We start from the raw sequence: 24,113 nt of genomic DNA, 5'->3' as shown, positions 1-24,113 counted from the left end.
GGGTGCTGCCGTCTTGTTAGAAGGTGGCATTAAAACCCTAGTCTGATAATTGAATCGTTTACTTAGATTCTAAGTATGAGTGCAACCCTTATGAAACAGTCGTTGACTTTAATGGCTGCTGCCTTCGTATTGGCAGCAGTGTCCCCTGTGTATGCCGCTTCCAGCGTGGACTTGAATGTCACAGGAACCATTACCCCATCAGCCTGTACACCGACGCTGTCGGCCGGCGGGGTGGTGGACCATGGGAAAATATCGGTTCAGGACCTTGGCAACTCAGCTACCCCATTACCCGAAGCTACCCTGCAATTGATAGTCAATTGTGACGCTGCGACCTTGATCGCTCTCAAGGGGACGGATAACCGAGCAGGAACTTCTGCGGAGCCGGATCATGGAATGCCCAATTACGGTTTGGGACTGGCCACGGGCAACAAGAAAATCGGCTGGTATAGATTGAAAATGCTTAACGCTACCGCTGACGATATTCCGAAGGCCGTCATTGAGTCCGTGAATGGTCAAACCTGGATGGATGCTTCTGATGGTACTATCTGGCAGCCAAACTGGATGCGTTCCCTCACGAGCGCCGGGGGGATAGGTGCCGTACCACTTCCCATGCAGGTGTTTAAAACCGATGTGGTCATTGCAACGACGATCACGGACAAGCGCCAACTACCGGTGACAGAGGAAATCCTGATCGACGGCAGCGCGACCTTGGATATTGTCTACCTGTAACGACAAGTGCATCACTCATTCGGCTGGCGAATGCCCATGGCTTTCCCCTACGCTGCGGATTATCGTGCAGCTCACCTGTCCATAATCGAAGAGCCTGCCCATGAGTGATGCCCACACTGCCCTGATCACCCGTTTCTACGAGGCATTCCAGCGTCTGGACGCCGAAGCCATGGCTGCCTGCTACACCGACGACGTGGTCTTCAGCGACCCGGCCTTCGGCGAACTGCGTGGGCGTGATGTTGGCGATATGTGGCGCATGCTCACCACTCGCGCCAAGGATTTCTCCCTGACCTTCGACAACGTGCGCAGCGATGAACGCAGCGGCAGTGCGCATTGGGTCGCCAGCTACCTGTTCAGCGCCACCGGCAACACCGTGGTCAATGATATCCAGGCACGCTTTGTATTCCGGGACGGCAAGATCTGCGAACACCACGACAGCTTCGACCTGTGGCGCTGGTCGCGTCAGGCACTGGGTGCCAAGGGGCTGCTGTTGGGCTGGACACCGTTGGTGAAAAACGCCGTGCGTACCCAGGCACTGCGCGGTTTGAAGGCATTCCAGGCCAGTCGTTGATAAGCTTGGCGCTTCTTTCCCTTGCCGACGCCATCTGTGAACACGCCTGACCCCAAACCCTGGTTCGTTTATCTGGTGCGCGCCGCCAATGGCGCGCTGTATTGCGGCATCAGCAATGATCCGGTGCGTCGGTTTGCCATGCACCAGAGTGGCAAGGGGGCGCGGTTCTTTCTTTCCAGTCCGGCAGTTGCGTTGGTGTACACCGAAGCGTGTGCCAGCAAAGCCGATGCCCTGCGCCAGGAGCGGCTGATCAAGAAACTCAGGAAAAGCGCCAAGGAATGCCTGGCGGCGAGTGGTTCATCAGCCTGACTGATAGGTTCCCATCTGACGCACTGCTGGTCTGGCAGGCTAAGCTAGCGGCTCACCTATTCGAGCGGAGCCTGGTATGTCTGAGTTGATTCTCCATCACTACCCGCAGTCCCCATTCGCTGAAAAAGCCCGTCTGCTGCTGGGCTTCAAGGGGTTGTCCTGGCGCTCGGTGATGATCTCGCCGGTGATGCCCAAGCCGGACCTCACCGCGCTCACCGGTGGCTATCGCAAGACACCGGTGTTGCAGGTTGGCGCCGATATCTACTGTGACACCGCATTGATCGCACGACGCCTGGAACAGGAAAAAACCTCGCCGGCACTGTTCCCCCTTGGCTTGGAACTGGTGACCCAAGGCTTCGCCGCCTGGGCCGACTCGGTGGTGTTCTCCCATGCCGTGGCGCTGGTGTTCCAGCCGGAATCCCTGGCGGTTAAATTCGCCAAGGTGCCACCGCAGATGATCGAAGTGCTGGTGGCCGACCGCGCCAAACTGTTCAGCGGCGGTGCGATGACCCGCCTACAGTTGGATCAGGCCAAGCACCAATGGCCGGCGATCATCAGCCGTATCGACCAGCAATTGCGCCACGAGGCGGGGGATTTCCTGTTCGGCGAGCCTTCGATTGCCGACTTTGCCCTGGCCCACCCGTTGTGGTTCCTCAAAGGCTCGTCGGTGACGGCGCCGCTCGTTGATGCCTATCCCACCGTCAGCGCCTGGCTGGCGCGGGTGCTGAGTTTCGGTCATGGCACCGCCAGTGAGATGAGCGCCGCGCAAGCCTTGGAGGTGGCGCGTCATGCCGCTCCAGCCGTGCTGCCCGATGAGGTGTTCGAGGATTTGAACGGCTTCAAGGCGGGCCAGCAGGTGACCATTTCGGCCACCGACTACGGCACCGACCCAGTGGCGGGTGAGCTGCTGTTCGCAGGCCGCGAAGAGCTGATCCTGCGCCGCACCGATGACCGCGCCGGCACCGTGCATGTGCACTTCCCGCGCATGGGTTTTCGCATTCAGGCGCAATAAACAAAAATATTTGCAAACAAAGGTGAGGTAAATCGCCAGCCCATCCGTGTAGTGCTTGAAACTGCGATCTATTCGCATTAACAGCGTTTTCTACACGGGTTCTCACAGCATGAAGTCGACGGCGGGCGGTTTGGTTAAACAGTGGCTGGGAGCCTCGGTATTGGCGGTGTCGGGGCTGGCGTTGCTGCCCCTGGCCGTGGCACAGGCGCAGGAGCAGCAAAGCGCCCAGTTCAACTTTGCCCTGGCAGCCAAGCCGCTGCCCCAGGCCTTGAGCGATTTCAGCCGGGTCACCGGGATCAGCGTGATCTACACCGACGAAGCCCCCTACGGTCTCAACGCCCCGGCGGTCAGTGGCCAGATGAGCGCGACCCAGGCCTTGCAGCGTCTGCTGAGCCAATCCGGTTTCACCTTCCGCCAGATCGACGCCCGGACCCTGGCCCTGGAACCTGCGCTCACCGAAGGTGCGGTCAACCTCGGTGCGACGACCATCAGCGGTGCCAGCCCATCCCAGGACACCACCAGCTACCAGCCGCCACCCACCAGTTCGGTGATGCGCTCCCAGGGGCTGCTGCTGGAAACCCCGCAAACCGTCAACGTGGTGCCTGCCCAAGTGCTGCGTGATCAACAACCGCGCAACCTGGATGACGCGCTGAGTAACATCAGCGGCATCACCCAGGCCAACACCCTCGGCAGCACCCAGGACGCGGTCATGTTGCGCGGCTTTGGCGACAACCGTAACGGCTCGATCATGCAAGACGGCATGCCCTTGGTGCAGGGCCGCGCGTTGAATTCCACCGCCGAGCGCGTCGAAGTGCTCAAAGGCCCGTCGTCGTTGCTGTACGGCATCCAGGACCCGGGCGGCGTGGTCAATATCGTCAGTAAAAAGCCCGAGTTGGTGCAGTCCACCTCCCTGACGGTCCGTGGCTCGACCTTCGGCGACGGCAAGAACGGCAGCGGCGGCAACCTCGACACCACCGGCCCGGTTGGTGACAGCGGCTTGGCTTATCGCCTGATCGTTGACCATGAAGACGAAGACTACTGGCGCAATTTCGGCACCCACCGCGAGACGCTGGTGGCGCCATCCCTGGCCTGGTACGGCGACACCACCAAGGTGGTCTTCGCCTATGAACACCGCGAATTCCTCTCGCCGTTCGACCGTGGCACCGCCATCGATCCCAAGACCAACCATCCATTGAACATCCCCTCGACCCGCCGCCTGGACGAGCCGTTCAACAATATGGAAGGCCGCTCCGACCTGTACCGCCTGGAAGTCGACCACGACTTGAACGAAGACTGGAAAGCCCACTTCGGCTACAGCTGGAACCGCGAGACCTACGACGCCAGCCAGGTACGCGTGGTCAAGGTCAACACCAACGGCACCCTGACCCGCAGCATGGACGGCACTCAAGGTGCACTGACCACCGACCGCTTCGCCACCGCTAGCCTCGAAGGCAAGGTCAACGTCGCCGGCATGCAGCACGACCTGGTGTTCGGCCTGGACGATGAGTACCGCAAGATCTACCGCGCCGACCTGATCCGCCAGTCGCCGCGTGGCGTTTTTAACTACAACAATCCGGTGTACGGTAACGAAGTCGCCGGCACCACCGTCAGTGCTCCGGACAGCAACCAGACGGACCTGCTGCGCAGCGACTCGCTGTTCTTCCAGGATGCCATCCACCTGACTGACCAGTGGATCCTGGTGGGCGGCGCGCGCTACCAGATGTACGACCAATACGCCGGCAAAGGCGTGCCGTTCACCGCCAACACCGATGGCAATGGTCAGAAGTGGGTGCCACGTGCCGGCCTGGTGTACCGCTACACCGACCAGCTGTCGTTCTATGGCAGCTACACCGAGTCGTTCAAACCCAACTCCACCATCGCGCCGCTGGCCAACAAAACCGTACTGGACGGCAGCCTTGAACCGGAGCAATCCAAAGCCTGGGAGCTGGGCACCAAGTTCGACATGCCGGGGCGCATTACCGCGAGTGCGGCGCTGTTCAACATCGAAAAACGCAACGTGCTGGTGCAAGTGGGCGATGGGCTGGCCTCGGTGTACAGCGTCGCCGGCAAGGTGCGTTCCCGTGGCCTGGAACTGGATGCCAGCGGGCAGTTGACCGACAACTGGAGCCTGATCGGCAGCTACGCCTATACCGATGCGGTGGTGGTCGAGGACAGCAAATACAAAGGCAACGACCTGCAAAACGTGGCGAAGAACACCGCCTCGCTGTCGGCAGTGTATGACTTCGGCAGTATCCTCGGCGGCGATCAACTGCGGGTCGGTGCCGGTGCGCGTTATGTGGGCGAGCGGGCAGGGGATGCGGCCAACAGCTTCGAACTGCCGAGCTACACCGTCGCCGACGCGTTTGCCACCTATGACACCAAGATTGATGGGCAGAAGGTCAAGTTCCAGCTCAACGTGAAGAACCTGTTCGACCGCACCTACTACACCTCTTCGGTGAACACGCAGTTCGTATCTGTCGGCGATGCCCGGCAGGTGTCGATTTCCAGCACGTTGACCTTCTGATGAAAAAGTACGCCTGGTTACTGGCCCTGTTTATCAGCACCTCAGCGGCAGCAGACACTGCCGCCATTCACCGCGAACACCGGGTGACCTTGCCCGGCTCTGGGCACAGCTGGGGTTTCGTCGGCCTCGATCCTACGCGCCCCTATCTGTTCCTGGCCCGCCGCGAGAACGGCCTGACGGTGTTTGACGTACAGCATCAGCGAGTGGTCAAGACCGTCGCGCAGTCCGACGGCGCCAACGGTGTGGTGTTCGTGCCTGAGTTGGACCGCGTGTTCGTGCTCAACACCGATGGCAGCTTGAGTGTGGTGCAGTTATCCACACTCAAATCGCTCAAGCGCATTGCCGTGGCGCAAAGCAACCTCAACAGCGCGGTGTACGAGCCGTCGACCGGCAAGGTGATCATCGTCAGTGGGCGCCGGGCGGATCGCTCGACGCTGTTTGAGTTCGATCCCAAGCAGGAGCGCATTACAGGCGCCCATGAGTTGGCGGTGAAGAAGATTGATCCGCTGCTGCTCAAGGGCGATGGCAGTTTCTTCCTGCCAATGCGTGATGAAGGCAAGGTCGCCCGATATGCGGCCGACACCTTTGCCGTGCTCGACACCTGGCAATTCACTGACTGCCCCAGACCCAGTGCATTGGCCCAGGATGTCGAACGCCAGCGTTTGTTCGTAGCATGCCGAGGTGACGCGCCGGTACTGATCGTTGCGGATCGTGAAACCGGTGAGGTCAAGGCCAAGCTGCCGATTGGGCGCGATGTGAACGCGCTGGCCTATGACGCGCAACATCGTCGTTTGCTGATTCCCAGCGGCGTGGACGCGAACCTGATGGTGATCGATCAGCAGGATGCCGATCATTACGCCCTGGCAGCCACCGTCAGCACCGTGCCGATGGCCTACAACATGGCCTTCGACGCGCAACGCCAGCGGGTTTACCTGCCGGCGATGGATTTCAACCAGCCCGCACCGAGCCAGGCCGAACCCAAGCCCGACCCGCAGTTTCAGGCTGGTACATTCTCTGTCACCACCCTGGCACTTGATTGAGCGCGGTTAATTAACCAAGCTGCGCACTCTCGACGATTCAGGAATGCCAGGTTTATGCAGTGGGGACGATGGATACACGCCGGCGCAATGGCGCTGGGTTTTGGGCTGTTGCTCAGTGGTTGCGCCACGCCGTCGAAGACGGCGGGCGGGCATAACCTGGACCAACTGCTGGCCGACCCGGCACTGCACGGCGCCAGCGTTTCCTTGATGGTGCGTGATACCAATACGGGTGCCACGCTCTATCAGCACAACCCGCGTACACGGCTGGTGCCGGCTTCCAACCTCAAGCTGTTGACCACTGCGGCGGCGATGGACGTGTTGGGCCCGCAATACCGTTTCTCGACACAGCTGTTGAGCAATGGCCTACGCCAGGGTGATCGCCTCACCGGCAACCTCTACCTACGCGGCTTGGGCGATCCGACCATCCAGTTTGCCGACTACCAGGCACTGGCGGCGCAGTTGGCCAGCCAGGGCATCCGCCAGGTACAGGGCGACCTGGTGTTTGATGACACCTGGTTCGATGCCGAGCGCTTGGGTGTGGATTGGTCCCATGATGATGAAACCACCTACTACGGCGCGCAGATTTCGGCGCTGACCGTATCACCCAATACCGATTTTGATGCAGGCAGTGTGTTGGTCACGGCCAAGGCACCGGTGCGCGTCGGTTTGCCGGTGACGGTCGATATTTTTCCGCCGACCAACTACCTGCAACTGAGCAACCACGCCACCAGCGGCCCGGGCAACACCTACGGGATCAACCGCCGTCATGGCACCAACCTGTTGCAGCTCAGCGGCGCTGTCGCCCCGGGCAAGCAGAGCGAGCAATTGGTCAGCGTGTGGGAGCCGACGCAGTTGGTGGCCAACCTGTTTGAGCAAGCGCTGGCACAGCAGGGCATCAGCGTGTCGGGGCGTCGAGTGATGGGCGGGACGAGCCCGGCCACGGCGACCGTGCTGGCTGAGCACCAATCAGCGCCGCTGCAGGAGTTGATCACTCCGTTGCTCAAGCTCTCGAACAACAATATGTCCGAAGCCTTGCTCAAGGCCATGGGCCGCAAGACTGCCAACAGCGGCACGGCGGCGGCGGGCGCGGTGGCGGTGGCCGGGTTTCTCAAGCGTCAGGGGCTGGATACGGCGACGCTGAACCAGGTGGATGGCTCGGGTCTGTCGCGGCGTAACCTGGTGTCGTCGCAAAACCTTACGGATGTGCTGCTGGCCGCCAGCAAGCAGCCGTGGTTCAACGCCTGGTACAACGCGCTGCCGGTGGCCGGCAATATCGACCGCATGACCGGCGGCAGCCTGCGTTATCGCCTGAAGGGCACGCCAGCGGAAAACAACCTGCATGCCAAGACCGGCTCCATGGGCGGTGTGTCGTCCTTGAGCGGCTACATCACCGACGCCCACGGACGCCGGTTGGTGTTCTCCATGATCAGCAACAACTATGTGGTGGCGGGCGCGCAGGTCAAGGGCGTGGAAAACCGTGTGGCAGAGGCGCTGTCACGCTGGAACGATTGATTCAGGGCTGATAGCCCATGCGCCAGCTCACGGCCCGGGTCGCCGCCAGCAAGTGCTGCGCCGCCGGGCCATCTTCATCGGCGTGGAACAAGGAGGTGGGGCCAACCACGGTCATCACCGCCACCACTTGTCCGACCGCGTTGAACACGGGGGCCGACAACGCGTCCACGCCAGGCATCAGCAAACCGTGCACAAAGTGCAGGCCGCGCTTGCGGATCTGTTCACAGGCGCTGGCGTAAGCCTGGTCGTCGGCCAGGGTGTGGGCGCTACCGGCCTGGATCTCACGCTCGCGCAATTCAACCGTTTCCCGCGACGGCAGGTAGGCGCTGAACACCAGCCCGGTGGACGAACTGAGCAGCGGCAACACCGAACCCAATTGCGTCACCACGGTGACGGCGCGTACGGCCGGCTCGATCTGCACCACGGTCGCGCCCTGGTTGCCCCACACCGCCAGGAAGCAGGTTTCGTTCAACTCGTCGCGCAGTTCCGCCAGGGGCATCGCACCGACTTTCAATACGTCCATGCTGCCCAGCGCGGCCAGGCCCACACGCAAGGCTTCACGGCCCAGGCCGTAATGGTTGGTGGCGGTATTCTGTTCGGCAAAGCCCGAGGCGATCAGCGCCTGTAAATAGCGATGGACCTTGCTCGCCGGCATTTGCACATGTTCGGCCAGGCGCGACAGTGAGGTGGCCGGCGATAGTTCGGCGAGGGCCTTGAGGATATCGGTGCCCACTTCGGCCGAGCGGACTTTCTGTTTACCGGTGTCGCGGGGCTTTTCCATGGAAGGGCGAGAATCCGAGAGATGAATGGGCGTCTTTATAGCTTGACGGTCGATAGTGTTCAAATTACGTTATGCGTAACTGGATTACGATAAAAACAACTTCCATACAGAGGATGATCCATGAACCTCGAATACCAATCGGGTTTTGGCAATGAATTCGCCAGCGAAGCCCTGCCTGGCGCGCTGCCCGTCGGCCAGAACTCCCCGCAAAAAGCGCCCTACGGCCTCTACACCGAACTGTTTTCCGGCACGGCTTTCACCATGGCGCGCAGCGAAGCCCGCCGCACCTGGCTGTACCGTATTCAGCCGTCGGCCAATCACCCGGCGTTCGTAAAATTGGATCGTCAACTGGCGGGTGGGCCACTGGGCGCAGTGACGCCGAATCGCTTGCGTTGGAACCCGTTGGATATTCCCAGCGAACCGACGGACTTTATCGATGGGCTCGTCGGCATGGTTGCCAATTCGGGGTCGGAAAAACCCTCGGGCATCAGTATCTACAACTACCGCGCCAACCGCTCGATGGAGCGCGTGTTCTTCAACGCCGACGGCGAGCTGCTGATCGTGCCCGAGCAGGGCCGCCTGCGCATTGCCACTGAACTGGGCGTGCTGGATGTCGAACCGTTGGAAATCGTGGTGCTGCCGCGAGGATTGAAATTCCGCATCGAGCTGTTGGACGCCGAAGCCCGCGGCTACGTTGCCGAAAACCACGGCGCGCCGCTGCGCCTGCCGGATCTCGGGCCTATCGGCAGCAACGGCTTGGCGAACCCGCGTGACTTTCTGACGCCGGTCGCGCATTACGAAGACCTCAAGCAACCGACCACGCTGGTACAGAAATTCCTCGGCGAGCTGTGGGCCTGCGAGTTGGACCATTCGCCGTTGAACGTCGTGGCCTGGCACGGCAACAACGTGCCGTACAAATACGACCTGCGTCGCTTCAACACCATCGGCACCGTGAGTTTCGATCACCCGGACCCGTCGATTTTCACCGTATTGACCTCACCCACCAGCACTCACGGCCTGGCCAACCTCGACTTCGTGATCTTCCCGCCGCGTTGGATGGTGGCCGAGAACACCTTCCGTCCGCCTTGGTTCCACCGCAACCTGATGAACGAGTACATGGGCCTGATCCAGGGCGTCTACGACGCCAAGGCCGAAGGCTTCCTGCCCGGTGGCGCGTCGCTGCACAGTTGCATGAGCGCCCACGGCCCGGACGGCGAGACCTGCACCAAGGCCATCAACGTGGAGCTGGCGCCGCACAGGATCGATAACACCATGGCTTTCATGTTCGAGACCAGCCAAGTGCTGCGTCCCACGCAGTTCGCTCTGGACTGCCCGCAGTTGCAAAACACTTACGACGCGTGCTGGGCTTCGCTGCCCGCCACCTTCAACCCGAACCGGAGATAACCCATGACCCAACCAACGCTAACCCGCAGCTGGGTGGCCTCCGCCAACGGTCACCGCGATTTTCCCCTGCAAAACCTGCCGCTGGGGGTGTTCAGCATCAATGGCTCGGCCCCGCGTAGCGGCGTGGCGATTGGCGACGCAATCTTCGATCTGCACGCCGCCCTGAACGAGTTCGAGGGTGAAGCCCGGCGTGCCATCGAGGCAACGGCTGGCGGCCAGTTGAATGGTTTTTTCGAACTGGGCCGTGGCCCACGTGTTGCCCTGCGCGAGCGCCTGTTGGAGCTGCTGGCCGAAGGCAGCCCATTGCAAACCCGCGAGGCCCAGGTGCTGCACCGCGCCGTGGATTGCCAGATGCACTTGCCGGCGAAGATCAGCGACTACACCGATTTCTATGTCGGTATCGAACACGCGCAGAACGTCGGCAAACTGTTCCGTCCCGACAACCCCTTGCTGCCGAACTACAAATACGTGCCGATTGGCTATCACGGCCGTGCCTCGACCATTCGTCCATCGGGCACGGACGTGCGCCGTCCCAAGGGCCAGACCCTGCCAGCAGGCCAGACCGAGCCGACCTTCGGCCCGTGCGCGCGCCTGGATTACGAGTTGGAACTGGGTATCTGGATCGGCCAGGGCAATGCCATGGGGGACTCGATTGCCATTGGCGACGCGGCTGAACACATCGCCGGTTTCTGCCTGCTCAACGACTGGTCGGCGCGGGATATCCAAGCCTGGGAATACCAGCCGCTGGGGCCGTTTTTGTCCAAGAGCTTTATCACCAGCATCTCGCCATGGGTGGTGACGGCCGAAGCACTGGAGCCGTTCCGCAAAGCGCAGCCGGCACGCCCTGCAGGCGACCCGCAACCGCTGCCGTACCTGCTGGATAACCGTGACCAGAAAGCGGGCGCTTTCGATATCGAACTGGAGGTGCTGCTGACCACCGCTTCGATGCGCGAGCAGAACCTGCCGGCCCATCGCCTGACCTTGAGCAACACCCAGCACATGTACTGGACCGTGGCGCAAATGGTGGCACACCACAGCGTCAATGGTTGCCAGTTGCAGGCCGGTGACCTGTTTGGTTCGGGCACCTTGTCCGGGCCGCAGCCGGGGCAGTTCGGCAGCCTGCTGGAAATCACTGAAGGTGGTAAAAAGCCGATTGAACTGGCCTCCGGCGAGGTGCGCAAGTTCCTCGAAGACGGCGACGAAATCATCCTGCGCGCCCGTTGCAGCCGCGAAGGGTTTACCTCCATTGGCTTCGGCGAATGCCGGGGTACCGTGGTTGCGGCGCGCTAAGGGGGCAGGGCGATGGAACTCTATACCTACTACCGTTCCACCTCGTCGTACCGGGTGCGTATCGCCCTGGCACTGAAGGGGCTGGATTTCACCGCCGTGCCGGTCAACTTGCTGGTGCCGGCCGGTGGTGCGAACCGTCAGCCGGAATACCTGGCGATCAACCCCCAGGGCCGTGTACCGGCCTTGCGGACTGATGAGGGCGAGCTGTTGATTCAGTCGCCAGCGATCATCGAGTACCTGGAGGAGCGTTATCCACAGGCACCGCTGCTCTCCAAGGACCTGGCGACCCGCGCCCATGAGCGTGCGGTGGCGTCGATCATCGGCTGCGATATTCACCCGCTGCACAACTCCAGTACCCAGAACCTGCTACGCAAGTGGGGGCATGACGAGGCGCAGTTGCTGGAATGGATCGGCCATTGGATCAGCCAGGGCTTGGGCGCCGTGGAGCAGTTGATTGGCGACAAAGGGTTTTGCTTTGGCGAGCAGCCGGGGATGGCGGATGTGTTTCTGATTCCTCAGCTGTATGCGGCCGAGCGTTTCAAGGTGTCGTTGGCGGCGTATCCGCGTATCGGGCGGGTAGCGGTGTTGGCGGCGCAGCATCCGGCGTTCATTCAAGCCCACCCTGCCAATCAACCAGACACACCCTAACCCCCAACACTTGCACAAAACCAATGTGGGAGGGGGCTTGCCCCCGATTGCGGTACATCAGTGACCAAAAGTGTGGCTGACCCACTGCCATCGGGGGCAAGCCCCCTCCCACATTTAGGTCGGCGTCATCCATAGAACAATAATAGGTACCTTGCGATGCACAATCAGATTGCCAGCTTTCGCGCGGCACTCGATGCCCGTCCGGTGTCGCGCTATCAGTGGTTGATTCTCCTGTTGCTGGCGCTGCTGCTGGTGACCGATGGCTACGATGCCCAGGTGCTGGGCTATGTGGTGCCGGCGTTGGCCAAGGATTGGGGCCTGGAAAAAGCCGCGTTCGGCCCGGTATTCAGTGCCAACCTGCTGGGCCTGACGCTGGGCTCGTTGCTGGTGACGCCCCTGGCCGACCGGTTTGGCGTGCGGCGCATCCTGCTGGGCTGCGTGCTGATCTACGCCAGCCTCACGGTACTGATGGTCTTCGCCAACTCCCTGACCACACTGATGGCCGCGCGCTTTATCTGTGGCATTGGCATGGGCGGTGCGATGCCGAGCGCCATGGCATTGATGTCGGAGTATTCCCCGCCCCGTTTGCGCACCTTGATGGTGACGTTGGCCGCGTGCGGCTTCTCGTTCGGCGGCGCAGCGGGTGGCTTTGTCGCAGCGGGGTTTATCGAAAACTACGGTTGGCAGGCGGTATTCCTGGCGGGTGGTGTGACGCCGTTGCTGCTCTTCCCATTCCTGGTGTGGCTGCTACCGGAGTCCCTGCCGCGTTTGCTGCGTGATTCGCCGCCCTATTTACGGCTGCAAAAGGTCACGGCGCGCATGCTGCCCAACTGGCAGCCACCACTGGCCACCGAGGCCGAAAACCAGCAGGAGCAGGGCAGCAAACTGACGGTGGTGGAGTTATTCCGTAATGGCTACGCACGCCCGACCGTACTGATCTGGGCGACCTTTTTTGTCAGCCTGATCCTGCTGTATTTCATGATCAGTTGGCTGCCGTCGCTGCTGCTGGAAAGTGGCCTGGCCTTGAAAGAAGCCAACCTGGTGACGTCGATGTTCCTGTTCGCCGGCACCCTGGGCGCCATTGGCATGGCCTGGTTCGCCGACCGTCTGAAAAGCAAAGTGCGCTTGTTGTCCGCAGTGTTGGCGGCAGCGGCGCTGTGCACCCTTCTGTTGGGGCTGAACCATGACAACCCACGGTATCTGGTGGCCTGCGTGTTCGCCGCCGGCTTCTGCATCATTGGCGGCCAGTTGACTCTCAATGCCTTCGCCAGCAACTTCTACCCGGCACACGTGCGCGCGACCGGCACGGGTTGGGCCTTGGGTGTGGGACGATTCGGTTCAATCCTGGGGCCGCTGTTTGGCAGCATGCTGTTGGCGATGCACATTCCGGTGCAGCAGATTTTCTTCTTCTGCGCGATTCCGGCGGTGATTGCGACGTTGTTGATTATTCAGGTGCGTTCGCCCGCCGTGAGCGAACCGAAGAGCCCGTTGCATACCGATATCCTTAAGGAACCGCAGGTTTAATGCACCACGGTGTTGGGCGGTAGATGCCCCAACCGTTCGGCCAGACGCAGGCGCTGGATCGGGTCTTCGCTGAGCAGCAGCGCGTGTTCCAGGTCAAAACGCTCCGCGTTTGGGCAGTCCAGGCGTTGATACAGGCTGGCTCGGGCGAGGTAGTCGGCGGCGCTGGCATTGCCCAGTTCCAGCACGCGCTCGGCATCGACCAATGCGTCGAGCGGGGCGTCATTGGAGAGATGCAGTTGGCGCAGGTTACGTGACAGCCGTTGCAAGATCGCGCGTGGCTCGGCGGTGTGCAGGTGGTCGGCCTGCAACTTGAGGTTCGGCCCGTACTGGCGGTGCAGCAATTCACGGCAGTCATTGGGGTACAGGCGTCGACCGCCGCAAGGGTCTAGCAGATGGTCGGCGCCGGGCACCCGCAGCAGAAAGTGCCCGGGAAAATTCACGCCCACCATGGGGATGTCCAAGCGACGTGCCATCTCCAAGGCAATCAGCCCCATGGCCAAGGGCTGCCCGCGCTTGCGTTGCAGGACCTTGTCCAGCAGGGCGGCGGCGGGGCGTAGCGGGGTGAAATCATCCTGGGCAAACCCCAGGTCGTTCAAACGCCGCAACAGTGGCTGGCCCAGTTCGTCCGCCGGCAACATGGGCATACCCTGCGCGACCTGTTGTTGCAGCAAGGTAAAATCTTGCAGGATCAGCAACGGCTGCACGGCGGGGTCGTGCTCGGCGGCAATCCACAGCGCCGCTTCAAACAGCGCAGGGGGTGAACGTTCCAGGCAGGCGAAAAAGGCTTGGCGGGGATTCATTGCGTTCTCCGGCGGATGCCCCGTTTTAGCCTTGCTGTGTATTTTCGTCCAGCGTCTTGAGAAATATCCCGCTGCCTTATGTCTTACGGCCTACAAAACCGGGAGTCTTATTCCAGTGCAGTCCAGCAGTTTTTTACCGCAAGCCTATACTTGGGCCACTACCAGAAGTGATTCGGGAGCTCATTGATGTTTGCGCTCATGCACAGCACCCGCCTTGAATCGCTGCACCTGAGCGTCGACCCTGTGACCGGGCTGAAGGCGATCATCGCCATCCACAACAGTCGCCTGGGGCCTGCCTTGGGCGGCTGTCGTTACCTCGCTTACCCCGACGATCAAAGTGCCGTGGCGGACGCTGCGCGCCTAGCCCAAGGCATGAGCTACAAAGCCGCCCTGGCTGGCCTGCCGGTAGGCGGCGGTACGGCGGTGATCATCCGCCCCGTGCATGTGGAAAACCGTGCCGCCTTGTTCGAAGCCTTCGGCCGCTGCATCGAAAAACTCGACGGCCGTTTCATCACGGCCATCGACAGTGGCACCTCGGTCGCGGATATGGATTGCATCGCCCAGCACACCCGTTTCGTCACTAGCACCACCGCCGCTGGCGATCCAGCGCCCCACGCCGCCATGGGGGTGTTCACCGGCATCCGCACCACCGCCATGGCCCGCCTGGGCAGCGACAACCTTGAAGGCTTGCGCGTGGCAGTCCAGGGCCTGGGCAATGTGGGGTATGCCCTGGCTGAGCAACTGCACGCGGCGGGTGCCGAGCTGTTGGTCAGCGACATCGACCATGGCAAGGTACAACTGGCCATGGAGCAACTCGGCGCGCACCCCATCGCCAACGACGCCTTGCTCAGCACCCCCTGCGACATCCTCGCGCCCTGCGGGGTTGGCGCGGTATTCAACCGTCACACTGTCGGCCAACTGCGCTGCGCCGCCGTGGCCGGTTCTGCCAGTGCGCAACTGACCAACCTGGACATTGCCGATCAACTGGAAGGGCGCGGCATCCTTTATGCGCCGGACTACGTGATCAACTCCGGAGGCCTGATCTACGTCGCCCTCAAGCACGGTGGCGCCGAGCTGCCGAGCATCACTGCCCACCTGTCGAACATCGGCACGCGCCTGACCGAAATCTTTGCCCATGCCCAAGCCGAAAAGCGCTCCCCCGCCCGTGTCGCGGATGAGCTGGCCGAGCGCCTGCTGTACAAATAACCCAGGTATTAAAAAGGCCCTGAGTCAGTGACTCAGGGCCTGTTCAATTCGGGCTTTATTCCGCCGCAGGGTTCAGCAACTCGGACAGCGCGTCCGGTTGGCTCTTGAACGCCTTGGCAAACACATCGCGATTCTTCGCCATGTAGATCCCGGCCTCTTCCACCTGCTGTTCGCTCAGGGACGGCACGGCTTTTTGCAACACTTCTGCCAGCAACTCAGCGAGTTCAAGCATCTTGTCATGACGGTCAGCTTCGGCTTTATCCATGAACAAACGCTCCAGATCTCGGCTGCTGCGGTATACCACTTCGACGGCCATTCACCACCTCACATGCCTTCACGATAGTTGTCTTTTGCGACTACTGTATTTATATACAGCTAAAAGGGTAAGCCAAACCGTGGGGTTTGGGTAGCAGTTTTTTAATGTAGTCGGGAAATGCAGGTTTGGCGTGCCTCATATCACGCAGCCATCATCTTATTTCCTAGCCGCTGGCCTTTTTTCTGCATGCAGAACAACCGTCACGTCCAACCCGCATTATCCGGTCGAGCTGACCTAAGGAAGTATCATCGTGAAAATCAACTGGGCCGAAAGGCTGCGCCAGAACGTGCATGGGCTGGCCGAGTCGCTGGGTAACCTGTTTGTCGAGTCGTTCCATTACCTGGCGCTGTTCGCCATTGGCGCGGTGACGGCCTGGGCGGCGGTGATGGAATTCCTGGGGATGCTGGAGAACGGTCACATCAAGATCGACGACATCTTGCTGCTGTTCATCTACCTGGAATTGGGCGCGATGGTCGGGATTTACTTCAAGACCAACCACATGCCGGTGCGCTTCCTGATCTACGTGGCGATCACCGCACTGACGCGGCTGCTGATCTCCAACGTGTCCCACCACAACCCGCCGGACATCGGCATCATCTACCTGTGCGGCGGCATTCTGCTGTTGGCCTTCTCGATTCTGGTGGTGCGTTACGCTTCGTCGGCGTTCCCCTCGGTGAAGGTTGAAGGCCCGCGTCGCAAGGGCGAGGCGAGCCAGGACACCGAGAAGGGCGAGCTTTAAAGTCCGACGCTGAAGGGCAGGGGGCGAGAAGGTGGCGGCTGCAGGAGTTTGTGGCTGTCGCCGTCCGTCATCACTGCCAGGATTTCCATGGCGCTGTGGCCCTGTTCGATGGCGATACCGAATTGGATGCTTTGCACCAGCCGTCTGAGCCGTTGCGGGTCGTTGCGTTGCGCGGCGCTGATCATGCGCTTGGCCACCACGCCTGTTTCATTCGAGAGGGTGAGCATGATGCTGCCATCAAGCCTTTGGATACTCAGGTTGACGCGGTAGTGGGGGGTGAAAGTGTCCGTGATGATCTGAAATGGATTGTCCATGGTGCGTTACCGCCTGATAGGAACATGCAGTCATTGACGGCCGGTGTCGGGAATAGTTCGCGTTGCCTGACCACCGGCCACTCCGTCGCTGAGGTTTCACAAAATCCGTTTGCCTCATAGGCTGTACAGCAAGGGGCGTGCCGTATAGCGACTTGTCAGACGTTGAGGTCCCAATGTGGGAGGGGGCTTGCCCCCGATAGCGGTGTGTCAGCCAATGAATACTCGGCTGGAGGATCGCTATCGGGGGCAAGCCCCCTCCCACATTTGTTCTGTGTTGTTTTTTAGGTAGGTGACCCGTTTCAGGGCAACACGGAAAAAACGATCGCAGACAGCGCAATCAGCCCGATCACTACCACAAACACATTCGACAACTGGCCCGAGTACTGGCGTAGAGATGGCACGCGGCGGATGGCGTACATCGGCATCAGGAACAGCAGGCACGCGATGATCGGCCCGCCCATCGTCTCGATCATGCCCAGGATGCTTGGGTTGAACGTGGCGACGGCCCAGCAGGTCAGCACCATGAAGAGTGCGGTGCAGCGTTCCAGCGCTTTGGACGACATCGAACGGTTACGCCCGCGCAGGGATTTGACGATCAAGCCCTGGAAGCCTTCGCTGGCGCCGATGTAGTGGCCCAGGAACGATTTGGTAATCGCCACCAGCGCAATCAACGGTGCGGCGTAAGCAATGACCGGTGTTTGGAAGTGGTTGGCCAGGTACGACAGGATCGAAATGTTCTGCGCCTTGGCGGCCGCCAGGTCTGCGGGTGACAGGGCCAGCACGCAACTGAAGCAGAAGAACATCACCGTCAGCACCATCATGCCGTGGGCGGTGGCGAGGATGCCGCTGCTTTTGCGTTCGGCCTGGGCGCCATAGACACGTTTCTGGTCGACGGCGAACGCGGAGATGATCGGCGAGTGGTTGAAGGAAAACACCATCACCGGAATCGCCAGCCACAGGGTCTTGAAGAACAGCGACAGCGGCATGCCTTCACCTGCCGAGGCGAAGAAGGCGCCGTTCCAGTTGGGGATCAGGCTGAAGGCCAGCAGCAGCAGGGCGGCGACGAACGGGTACACCAGCACACTCATGGCCTTGACGATCACGCCCTGGCCGCAACGTACGATGGCCATCAAACCGAGGATCAGCACCAGCGACAGGATCGCCCGGGGTGGCGGTGCCATGTGCAACTGGTGTTCCATGAAACTGCCCAGGGTGTTGGTCAGCGCCACGCTGTACACCAGCAGGATCGGGAAAATCGCAAAGAAGTACAGCAGGGTGATCAGTTTGCCCGCACCGACGCCGAAGTGCTCTTCGACCACTTCGGTGATATCGCCGGATTTGCCTGACAGCACAAAGCGCGTCAGCCCACGGTGGGCGAAGAAGGTCATCGGAAAGGCCAGCAACGCCAGCACGATCAGTGGCCAGAAGCCGCCGACACCGGCATTGATCGGCAGGAACAAGGTGCCGGCGCCGATGGCGGTGCCGTAGAGGCCGAGCATCCAGGTGGTGTCGTGTTTGGTCCAGCCTTTGCTCACGGTTGTAGTGCTGGTAGCGGGACTTTCGGCAGCGGGTGTACGTACATCAGTCATCGATATTGCCTCGTTATTATTTTTGCGCGGGCTCACGTTGGGGCGGGTAGCAGTGCTCCGATCAGCACTCCACCCAGCTGACCGCCAGGCCGCCCCGTGAAGTTTCTTTGTATTTGTCATGCATATCGGCGCCGGTATCGCGCATGGTGCGGATCACCCGGTCGAGGGAAATGAAGTGTTTGCCATCACCGCGCAGGGCCATTTGCGTGGCGTTGATCGCCTTCACGGCGGCGATGGCGTTGCGCTCGATGCACGGCACCTGCACCAGGCCGCCGACTGGGTCGCAGGTCAGGCCGAGGTTGTGCTCCAGGCCGATTTCGGCAGCGTTTTCCAGTTGCTCAGGGGTGGCGCCGAGAATATCGGCCAGCCCGGCAGCGGCCATGGCGCAGGCCGAGCCGACTTCGCCCTGGCAACCGACTTCGGCGCCGGAGATCGAGGCGTTTTTCTTGCACAGGATGCCGACGGCAGCGGCCGCCAGGAAGAAATTGACCACATCGTCGTCGGACGCATCGGCGTTGAACTTCATGTAGTAGTGCAGTACCGCCGGGATGATCCCTGCTGCGCCATTGGTCGGTGCCGTCACCATGCGCCCACCGGCAGCGTTCTCTTCGTTGACGGCGAGGGCGAACAGATTGACCCACTCCATCGCGGAGAGGGTTGAGGTGATGACATTCGGCTTGCCGATTTCCAGCAGGCTACGGTGCAATTTTGCCGCGCGGCGCGGCACATTCAGACCACCGGGCAAGATGCCTTCGTCGCGCAGGCCTTGTTCCACGCATTCGCGCATCACCGACCAGATATGCAACAGGCCGCTGCGGATGTCTTCGTCGCTGCGCCACGCCCGTTCGTTGGCCATCATCAGTTCGGAAACCCGCAAGCCGTGCTTATTGCACAAGGCCAGCAATTCGACCGCGCTGGAAAAGTCGTAGGGCAATTCAACATCGCTGGTCGGAGCAACGCCTGAGGCCGCTTCAGCCGCTTCGATGATGAAACCGCCCCCCACCGAGTAATAGGTTTGCTCGCTCAGCAGACCGTTTTCACCGTAGGCGTGCAGCGACATGGCGTTGGGGTGGTAGGGCAGGCTTTCGTCCAGCAGCAGGAGGTCGGTGTGCCAGTTAAAGGCAATGTCCTGGGTGCCGGCGAGCAACAGCCGGCCGGACTCACGCAGTTGCTGGATACGGGTGTTGATCGAGGTCGGGTCGACCTGATCCGGCCACTCGCCCATCAAGCCCATGACGCAGGCGCGGTCGGTGGCGTGGCCGACGCCGGTGGCGGACAGCGAGCCATACAGGCGCACTTCGACCCGGCGCGTGTCGCTCAGCAAATGTTGGTCGGTCAGTGCCTGGGCAAAGCTCGCTGCCGCCCGCATGGGGCCGACGGTATGGGAGCTGGACGGGCCGATGCCCACTTTGAATAGATCGAAAACACTGATAGCCATGCTAAAGCCTTACAAGCAATGGAGTAGAAATCGCTGCCATTTTTGTAGGACGAGCGCAATTGGCGCGATACTGATCCTCTGGATCGGCACTGACCAACGAATTATCCTAAGACACCCTTTAGCAGGACTAAACCCTATGGCTCGCCCTCTCCACGGTCAGACCTACGTCTGGTTGCACGTTTTTTCCTGTGCGGCACGGCACCTGTCGTTCACCCGTTGCGCCGAAGAACTGCACATCACACCGGGGGCGGTGAGCCAGCAAATTCGCCAGTTGGAAGAGCGCCTGGGGTTTCGGCTGTTCCATCGCCGGGCGCGTGGGGTTGAGCTGAGTGCCGAGGGCCAGCGTTTGGCGGCAACGGTGGGGGAGGCCTACGGCAGCATCGATGCCGAATTGCAGCGGTTGGACGCGGGTATGATCAGTGGCACTTTGCGCCTGCGCTCCATCCCGTCGTTTCTGGGCAAGTGGCTGACTCCGCGTTTACCGCGTTTGCAGCAACGTTTCCCGGATATCCAGCTGCGCATGGTGGCCGAAGACAGCAGTATCGCCCTGCATGAGGGCGACTTTGACCTGGCGATTGACCTCAACGACGGCAGCTATCCCGGTTTGTTATCCACAGCCCTGCTGGACGAGCAGATATTCCCGGTGTGCGCTCCCAGCCTGCTGCGCGGCCGGCCACCGCTGCACGGCCCGGCGGATCTGGTGCATTTCCCGTTGTTGCACGACATCACCGCCTGGCGTGGGAGTTACGAGTACGCCGAGTGGGAGTTCTACCTGAATGCCATCGGCTATCACGATGCCGATGTGCGGCGCGGGCACACCTTCAACCGTAATCACCTGACCATTGAAGCCGCGATCGCCGGCATGGGCGTCGCGATCGCCCGGCGTACCTTGCTCAACGATGAACTGGAGCGCGGCACCTTGATCGTGCCATTCGGCGTGGCCGTGCCCAACCACAAGCGTTACGTGCTGCTGTATGCGCCGGGCGCGCTGAACCATCCGGGCGTGCGTGCGGTGCATGACTGGCTGGTGGAAGAAGCGGGGATTTTTCGTGGATTGCACCCGTTGGGAGAGGGGCAATTGTAAGGTTTGCAGGGGATAGGAAGATGCAACTAACTCCCCACCCTAACAGCGTTTTTGCTCGTAGTCAGACTTAATTTGTAATGTGGGATTTATCTTTGCAAAGGGGTTGAATTGTTTCTCTGACTGCTCAATTGTGTAATCAAGAGGTCATGGTTTCACCACATCGGTGTTGCAGTTGTGACCTCCCGCGAGCTAGCTGAAATAAGGGAAGAACTATGCAAATCCAAGTCAATAGCGATAACCATATTGAAAGCAGCATCCGACTGGAGGAGTGGGTACGTACTACCATTGAGAGCACGCTCGAACGTTATGAAGAGCACCTGACCCGCGTTGAGGTCTACCTGCGGGATGAGAACGGCGACAAGCCCGGTCCCCATGATTTGAGTTGCCGTCTGGAAGCACGGCCAAAGGGCCATCAACCGGTCTCGGTCTGCGATAAAGCCGATACGCTGGAACAGGCGATTGACGGTGCGGCCATCAAGCTGGAGCACGCGCTGGAACATTTGTTCGGCAAACTGCAGGGCAAGCCACGCGCTGCCGGGAAAGGCCTGCCAGCCAACAAAGTGAACGAGGGTGCGCTTGAAGCGGAGTTTGAAGAAAACCTGCAGGCAGCGATTAACAGCTGACAGCGCTTTCATCCCTACCCAAACGGGCCTGCATACGCAGGCCCGTTTTCGTTTAGTGGCTGCGGAAAAAATACCGGCTCAATAGCGCCAACCCGCCAGCGCCGATACCGGCAAAGAGCATCGCCCAACCGGCGCCATGGCGCAGTGCCGCCTGGGCGTCCTGGGTGGTCAGGCCCGACACGTCCAGTTTGCCCGCCGCAATGTGTTGGCTGATGGCGGGCCAATCCATTGCAGTGGTTGCGGGTAGCACATTGGCCAGTTGATGGCTGATCCCGAGCAACAGCACCAGACCCATCAGCGCGATATTCAGCGCTAGCGTAATCAACCGTGCGCTGAGGTCGATGCCCGACGCCATGCCAGCACGGTCAGCCGAGACCGAGCCGGTGGTGGTGTTGGTGGTCGGTGAGTTGGTCAGTGCCAACCCTACGCCCGCGATCACGCAACTGAACAGCACCAGCACGATGCTCGGCTGTTGCACGGCATTGACGACGGCCATGGCGATGAAACCAGTGCCCATTGAACCCAGGCCCACGGGGATGATGCGCTCGGCGCCATAGCGCAGGGCCAGGCGTTCAGCCAACGGCGGGACCAACAGGGTGGGCAAGGTGTAGGCGAGCAAGGCACCGCCGGTGGTCAGGGTGTCGTAGCCCAGGCCCGCCTGGAAGTAGAGCGGCAGGTAGATCATGAACGGCCAGAAGCTGAAGTTCATGCCGACCGAGCCCATCAGTGCCCCGTTGAAACGCCGGATACGAAACACCGAGAAATCGAACATCGGGTGGGCACTGCGTTGCTCGATAACGATGAATAGCAGTAACCCGACCAGGGACAAAACCGCCCAGCCGAGCATGGCCGGTGTGCCGAAGCCGTGCTCGCTGCCCTGCGTAATGAAGTACACCAGCGCGAACACCGACAGCGTCAAGGTGAGCATGCCGGCAATATCGAGGCGATGGCCGGCCGGGTCGCGGGATTCCTGCACGCTGACCCGCAGCAACACCAAGGTCAGCAAGGTGAGAGGTACATGCACCAGGAACACCCAGCGCCAATCCGCCACCGCCAGGATCAACGCCCCGACCATCGGCCCGAAGCCCAGGCCCACACCGGCAATCACGCCCCATACCGCGAACGCTCGTGCACGCGCTGCCGGTTCCCGGAACTGGTGCGACAGTATCGCGAACTGGCAGATCATCATCGCCCCGGCGCCCACGCCCTGGACGAAGCGCGCCACGATCAACGTAGGCGCCGTGTCGGCCAGCCCGCAGGCCAGCGAGGCCAGGCCGAACAGCCACAAACACAACACCAGCATGCGCCGTCGACCAAAACGATCAGCCAGCGTGCCCGCCGCCATCAGCACACTGGTGCAGGCCAGGGTATAGGCGTTCATGATCCATTGGGCATCCTGGAAGCCGGTGCCCAGTTGTTGTTCGAGGGTGGGCAGGATGACCGGCACGCTGGAAATTTCCAGGCCGAACATCAGGGCAACAAGGCACACGGCGGTGAGCGCGAGCCCATCTCTGGCGGTACGTGGGGCGCTGACGGCCGATACAGCGGCGGCGGGCGGCATGGGATGTTCCTTTCGGTTGAATGAGGGCTTTATTCTCACGGGAACATGATTCGTTATTCGTGATAAGTTTTCCTCTGATAGGGGAATCAAGAGCGACAATTGAGCCATGGCCACTCCACGTTTTGACGGCGTTGAACTGTTTCTGCAAATCGTCGAAAGCGGCAACCTGACCGAAGCCGCCGAGCGCCTGAACCTCACACGCTCCGCCGTGGGCAAGGGGTTGGCGCGATTGGAAGCGCGCTTGGGCACCTGCTTGTTGCAGCGCTCCACCCGCCGCCAGCGCCTGACCGAAGATGGACAGGCCTATTACGAACATTGCCTGCGCGCACTGGCCGAGCTGGAAGCCGCCGAGTCGGTGCTCGAAAGTGGCAGGCAGCAGCCACGCGGGCGTTTACGAGCAAGCTTGCCTTTGGCGTTCGGCCACCACTACGCGGCGCCAGCCTTGTGGGGCTTGATGGACCGTTATCCGGAATTGGAGGTCGAGATTTCATTCTCGGACCGGTTGACGGACTTGGTGCAGGAAGGCTTCGACGTTGCCGTGCGCATCGGCCCGCTGCCGGACACCGACCGCCTGAGCGCGCGTCGCCTGGGCGAACAATCGGTAGGCTTGGCCGCTTCACCGGCCTACTTGCAGCGTGTCGGGAAGATTGAGTGCCTCGATGACCTCGTCGGTCACCGAGGCATTGCCTACCGTTGCAATATGTCCCAGCGCTCGGGTGTGACATCGCCGTTGATGCTTGACGACCTCCAGGCAGTGGCCGATGCCGCGATTGCGGGCGTCGGTCTGGCCTGGTTGCCGAGCTGGTTGATTGCGCATTACGTACTGCGTGGGCAACTGGAGGCGGTACTGCCAGGCCACCGCGACCAACCGGCGCCGATCCATGTGATCTGGCCGACGGCACCGCACATGCCAGCCAAGGTACGCTGCGCCATCGATGCCTTGGTGGCTGGCACGCCCAGTTGCCTGGCAGGCAGTTGAACCCTTTCGACAAAGCCGACCTCTGTGAGAGCTGTCGAGCTTCAGCGAGGCTGCGAAGGCGGCGGCACAGGCGAACTATTCATCGGCAGTACCACCGCTTTCGCAGGCAAGCCAGCTCCC

General features: G+C 61.1%; 23 protein-coding genes. 16 read left to right on the top strand and 7 right to left on the bottom strand.

The window, feature by feature from the left end:
- Positions 1–90 precede the first annotated feature (90 nt).
- From AC07V4_RS12710 to dacB, 7 genes are all read left to right on the top strand, one after another.
- Positions 91–729, top strand: a complete 639-nt coding sequence (locus AC07V4_RS12710) for a DUF1120 domain-containing protein (protein ID WP_492636942.1) — start codon at positions 91–93, stop codon at positions 727–729.
- 100 nt (positions 730–829) lie between these two features.
- Positions 830–1,300, top strand: coding sequence for a nuclear transport factor 2 family protein (locus tag AC07V4_RS12705; RefSeq protein ID WP_492636943.1), 471 nt, complete (start codon positions 830–832; stop codon positions 1,298–1,300).
- Positions 1,301–1,336: 36 nt separating this feature from the next.
- Positions 1,337–1,609, top strand: coding sequence for a GIY-YIG nuclease family protein (locus AC07V4_RS12700; RefSeq protein WP_431752735.1), 273 nt, complete (start codon positions 1,337–1,339; stop codon positions 1,607–1,609).
- A 76-nt stretch (positions 1,610–1,685) separates the two neighbouring features.
- The gene (locus AC07V4_RS12695) at positions 1,686–2,621 is read left to right on the top strand and encodes a glutathione S-transferase family protein (protein ID WP_492636944.1); all 936 of its coding nucleotides are present in this window, start codon (positions 1,686–1,688) and stop codon (positions 2,619–2,621) included.
- Positions 2,622–2,730: 109 nt separating this feature from the next.
- Positions 2,731–5,145 (top strand): TonB-dependent siderophore receptor, encoded by a 2,415-nt coding sequence (locus tag AC07V4_RS12690; RefSeq protein ID WP_492636945.1) that lies wholly within the window; start codon positions 2,731–2,733, stop codon positions 5,143–5,145.
- Positions 5,145–6,185 carry a YncE family protein gene (locus AC07V4_RS12685; protein WP_492636946.1) on the top strand — a complete coding sequence of 347 codons (1,041 nt, stop codon included), beginning with the start codon at positions 5,145–5,147 and terminating at the stop codon, positions 6,183–6,185. Before AC07V4_RS12690 ends, AC07V4_RS12685 begins: the two co-directional genes overlap by 1 nt.
- 54 nt (positions 6,186–6,239) lie before the next feature.
- Positions 6,240–7,697, top strand: a complete 1,458-nt coding sequence (gene dacB / locus AC07V4_RS12680) for a D-alanyl-D-alanine carboxypeptidase/D-alanyl-D-alanine endopeptidase (protein ID WP_492636947.1) — start codon at positions 6,240–6,242, stop codon at positions 7,695–7,697.
- A gap of 1 nt (position 7,698) precedes the next feature.
- On the opposite strand, the gene AC07V4_RS12675 is transcribed toward dacB, so the two are convergent.
- Positions 7,699–8,478 carry an IclR family transcriptional regulator gene (locus AC07V4_RS12675; protein WP_492636948.1) on the bottom strand — a complete coding sequence of 260 codons (780 nt, stop codon included), beginning with the start codon at positions 8,476–8,478 and terminating at the stop codon, positions 7,699–7,701.
- Positions 8,479–8,598: 120 nt separating this feature from the next.
- Here AC07V4_RS12675 and hmgA point away from each other — a divergent pair, with 120 nt between their 5' ends.
- From hmgA to AC07V4_RS12655, 4 genes are all read left to right on the top strand, one after another.
- Positions 8,599–9,882 carry a homogentisate 1,2-dioxygenase gene (gene hmgA / locus AC07V4_RS12670; protein ID WP_492636949.1) on the top strand — a complete coding sequence of 428 codons (1,284 nt, stop codon included), beginning with the start codon at positions 8,599–8,601 and terminating at the stop codon, positions 9,880–9,882.
- Positions 9,883–9,885: 3 nt separating this feature from the next.
- Positions 9,886–11,172, top strand: coding sequence for a fumarylacetoacetase (fahA, locus tag AC07V4_RS12665; protein ID WP_492636950.1), 1,287 nt, complete (start codon positions 9,886–9,888; stop codon positions 11,170–11,172).
- A 12-nt stretch (positions 11,173–11,184) separates the two neighbouring features.
- Positions 11,185–11,820: a maleylacetoacetate isomerase gene (gene maiA / locus AC07V4_RS12660; RefSeq protein ID WP_492636951.1), complete on the top strand. Its 636-nt coding sequence runs from the start codon at positions 11,185–11,187 to the stop codon at positions 11,818–11,820.
- Between the two features lie 156 nt (positions 11,821–11,976).
- Complete coding sequence (locus tag AC07V4_RS12655) at positions 11,977–13,344, top strand: MFS transporter (protein ID WP_492636952.1); 1,368 nt, start codon at positions 11,977–11,979, stop codon at positions 13,342–13,344.
- On the opposite strand, the gene AC07V4_RS12650 is transcribed toward AC07V4_RS12655, so the two are convergent.
- Positions 13,341–14,144 carry a SirB1 family protein gene (locus AC07V4_RS12650; RefSeq protein WP_492636953.1) on the bottom strand — a complete coding sequence of 268 codons (804 nt, stop codon included), beginning with the start codon at positions 14,142–14,144 and terminating at the stop codon, positions 13,341–13,343. The two genes, AC07V4_RS12655 and AC07V4_RS12650, sit on opposite strands and share 4 nt — an antisense overlap.
- A gap of 186 nt (positions 14,145–14,330) precedes the next feature.
- Between AC07V4_RS12650 and AC07V4_RS12645 the strand changes: the two genes are divergently transcribed.
- Positions 14,331–15,350 (top strand): Glu/Leu/Phe/Val dehydrogenase family protein, encoded by a 1,020-nt coding sequence (locus tag AC07V4_RS12645; protein WP_431749146.1) that lies wholly within the window; start codon positions 14,331–14,333, stop codon positions 15,348–15,350.
- A gap of 55 nt (positions 15,351–15,405) precedes the next feature.
- Here AC07V4_RS12645 and AC07V4_RS12640 read toward each other — a convergent pair whose 3' ends face one another.
- Positions 15,406–15,666 (bottom strand): YebG family protein, encoded by a 261-nt coding sequence (locus AC07V4_RS12640; protein WP_003188807.1) that lies wholly within the window; start codon positions 15,664–15,666, stop codon positions 15,406–15,408.
- 250 nt (positions 15,667–15,916) lie between these two features.
- On the opposite strand from AC07V4_RS12640, the gene AC07V4_RS12635 reads away from it, so the two are divergent.
- Positions 15,917–16,405 (top strand): phosphate-starvation-inducible protein PsiE, encoded by a 489-nt coding sequence (locus tag AC07V4_RS12635; protein ID WP_431749145.1) that lies wholly within the window; start codon positions 15,917–15,919, stop codon positions 16,403–16,405.
- Here AC07V4_RS12635 and AC07V4_RS12630 read toward each other — a convergent pair.
- The 3 genes from AC07V4_RS12630 to AC07V4_RS12620 form a co-directional block, all read right to left on the bottom strand.
- Positions 16,402–16,719 (bottom strand): DUF3509 domain-containing protein, encoded by a 318-nt coding sequence (locus AC07V4_RS12630; protein WP_492636954.1) that lies wholly within the window; start codon positions 16,717–16,719, stop codon positions 16,402–16,404. The genes AC07V4_RS12635 and AC07V4_RS12630 overlap by 4 nt on opposite strands.
- Positions 16,720–17,018: 299 nt before the next feature.
- Positions 17,019–18,308 carry a serine/threonine transporter gene (locus AC07V4_RS12625; protein WP_492636955.1) on the bottom strand — a complete coding sequence of 430 codons (1,290 nt, stop codon included), beginning with the start codon at positions 18,306–18,308 and terminating at the stop codon, positions 17,019–17,021.
- Between the two features lie 61 nt (positions 18,309–18,369).
- Positions 18,370–19,746, bottom strand: a complete 1,377-nt coding sequence (locus AC07V4_RS12620) for an L-serine ammonia-lyase (RefSeq protein WP_492636956.1) — start codon at positions 19,744–19,746, stop codon at positions 18,370–18,372.
- 136 nt (positions 19,747–19,882) lie between these two features.
- Here AC07V4_RS12620 and AC07V4_RS12615 point away from each other — a divergent pair, with 136 nt between their 5' ends.
- Entirely contained in the window at positions 19,883–20,830 is a 948-nt protein-coding gene (locus AC07V4_RS12615; RefSeq protein WP_431749141.1) for a LysR substrate-binding domain-containing protein, read from the top strand.
- Between the two features lie 212 nt (positions 20,831–21,042).
- Entirely contained in the window at positions 21,043–21,453 is a 411-nt protein-coding gene (locus tag AC07V4_RS12610; protein ID WP_492636957.1) for an HPF/RaiA family ribosome-associated protein, read from the top strand.
- Positions 21,454–21,505: 52 nt separating this feature from the next.
- Here the strand turns inward: AC07V4_RS12610 and AC07V4_RS12605 are convergent, their stop codons facing one another.
- A complete protein-coding gene (locus AC07V4_RS12605) occupies positions 21,506–23,014 on the bottom strand; it encodes an MFS transporter (RefSeq protein WP_492636958.1) in 1,509 nt (502 codons plus the stop codon).
- Positions 23,015–23,120: 106 nt separating this feature from the next.
- Here AC07V4_RS12605 and AC07V4_RS12600 point away from each other — a divergent pair, with 106 nt between their 5' ends.
- Positions 23,121–23,993 carry a LysR family transcriptional regulator gene (locus tag AC07V4_RS12600; protein ID WP_492636959.1) on the top strand — a complete coding sequence of 291 codons (873 nt, stop codon included), beginning with the start codon at positions 23,121–23,123 and terminating at the stop codon, positions 23,991–23,993.
- The last annotated feature ends 120 nt before the right edge of the window (positions 23,994–24,113 follow it).

The organism is Pseudomonas sp. GW821-FHT03A09 (genome assembly GCF_059421065.1).
Note: the sequence above shows the minus strand (reverse complement) of the source record. Positions and strands in the feature narration are given on the sequence as shown.

Coding starts and splice junctions, on each gene's coding strand:
- hmgA (WP_492636949.1), top strand. CDS start 8,599: ATGAACCTCGAATACCAATCGGGTTTTGGCAATGAATTCGCCAGCGAA.
- AC07V4_RS12650 (WP_492636953.1), bottom strand. CDS start 14,144: ATGAATCCCCGCCAAGCCTTTTTCGCCTGCCTGGAACGTTCACCCCCT.
- AC07V4_RS12620 (WP_492636956.1), bottom strand. CDS start 19,746: ATGGCTATCAGTGTTTTCGATCTATTCAAAGTGGGCATCGGCCCGTCC.
- AC07V4_RS12630 (WP_492636954.1), bottom strand. CDS start 16,719: ATGGACAATCCATTTCAGATCATCACGGACACTTTCACCCCCCACTAC.
- AC07V4_RS12685 (WP_492636946.1), top strand. CDS start 5,145: ATGAAAAAGTACGCCTGGTTACTGGCCCTGTTTATCAGCACCTCAGCG.
- AC07V4_RS12615 (WP_431749141.1), top strand. CDS start 19,883: ATGGCTCGCCCTCTCCACGGTCAGACCTACGTCTGGTTGCACGTTTTT.
- dacB (WP_492636947.1), top strand. CDS start 6,240: ATGCAGTGGGGACGATGGATACACGCCGGCGCAATGGCGCTGGGTTTT.
- fahA (WP_492636950.1), top strand. CDS start 9,886: ATGACCCAACCAACGCTAACCCGCAGCTGGGTGGCCTCCGCCAACGGT.
- AC07V4_RS12695 (WP_492636944.1), top strand. CDS start 1,686: ATGTCTGAGTTGATTCTCCATCACTACCCGCAGTCCCCATTCGCTGAA.
- AC07V4_RS12655 (WP_492636952.1), top strand. CDS start 11,977: ATGCACAATCAGATTGCCAGCTTTCGCGCGGCACTCGATGCCCGTCCG.
- AC07V4_RS12705 (WP_492636943.1), top strand. CDS start 830: ATGAGTGATGCCCACACTGCCCTGATCACCCGTTTCTACGAGGCATTC.
- maiA (WP_492636951.1), top strand. CDS start 11,185: ATGGAACTCTATACCTACTACCGTTCCACCTCGTCGTACCGGGTGCGT.
- AC07V4_RS12710 (WP_492636942.1), top strand. CDS start 91: ATGAAACAGTCGTTGACTTTAATGGCTGCTGCCTTCGTATTGGCAGCA.
- AC07V4_RS12610 (WP_492636957.1), top strand. CDS start 21,043: ATGCAAATCCAAGTCAATAGCGATAACCATATTGAAAGCAGCATCCGA.
- AC07V4_RS12690 (WP_492636945.1), top strand. CDS start 2,731: ATGAAGTCGACGGCGGGCGGTTTGGTTAAACAGTGGCTGGGAGCCTCG.
- AC07V4_RS12600 (WP_492636959.1), top strand. CDS start 23,121: ATGGCCACTCCACGTTTTGACGGCGTTGAACTGTTTCTGCAAATCGTC.
- AC07V4_RS12605 (WP_492636958.1), bottom strand. CDS start 23,014: ATGCCGCCCGCCGCCGCTGTATCGGCCGTCAGCGCCCCACGTACCGCC.
- AC07V4_RS12625 (WP_492636955.1), bottom strand. CDS start 18,308: ATGACTGATGTACGTACACCCGCTGCCGAAAGTCCCGCTACCAGCACT.
- AC07V4_RS12675 (WP_492636948.1), bottom strand. CDS start 8,478: ATGGAAAAGCCCCGCGACACCGGTAAACAGAAAGTCCGCTCGGCCGAA.
- AC07V4_RS12640 (WP_003188807.1), bottom strand. CDS start 15,666: ATGGCCGTCGAAGTGGTATACCGCAGCAGCCGAGATCTGGAGCGTTTG.
- AC07V4_RS12645 (WP_431749146.1), top strand. CDS start 14,331: ATGTTTGCGCTCATGCACAGCACCCGCCTTGAATCGCTGCACCTGAGC.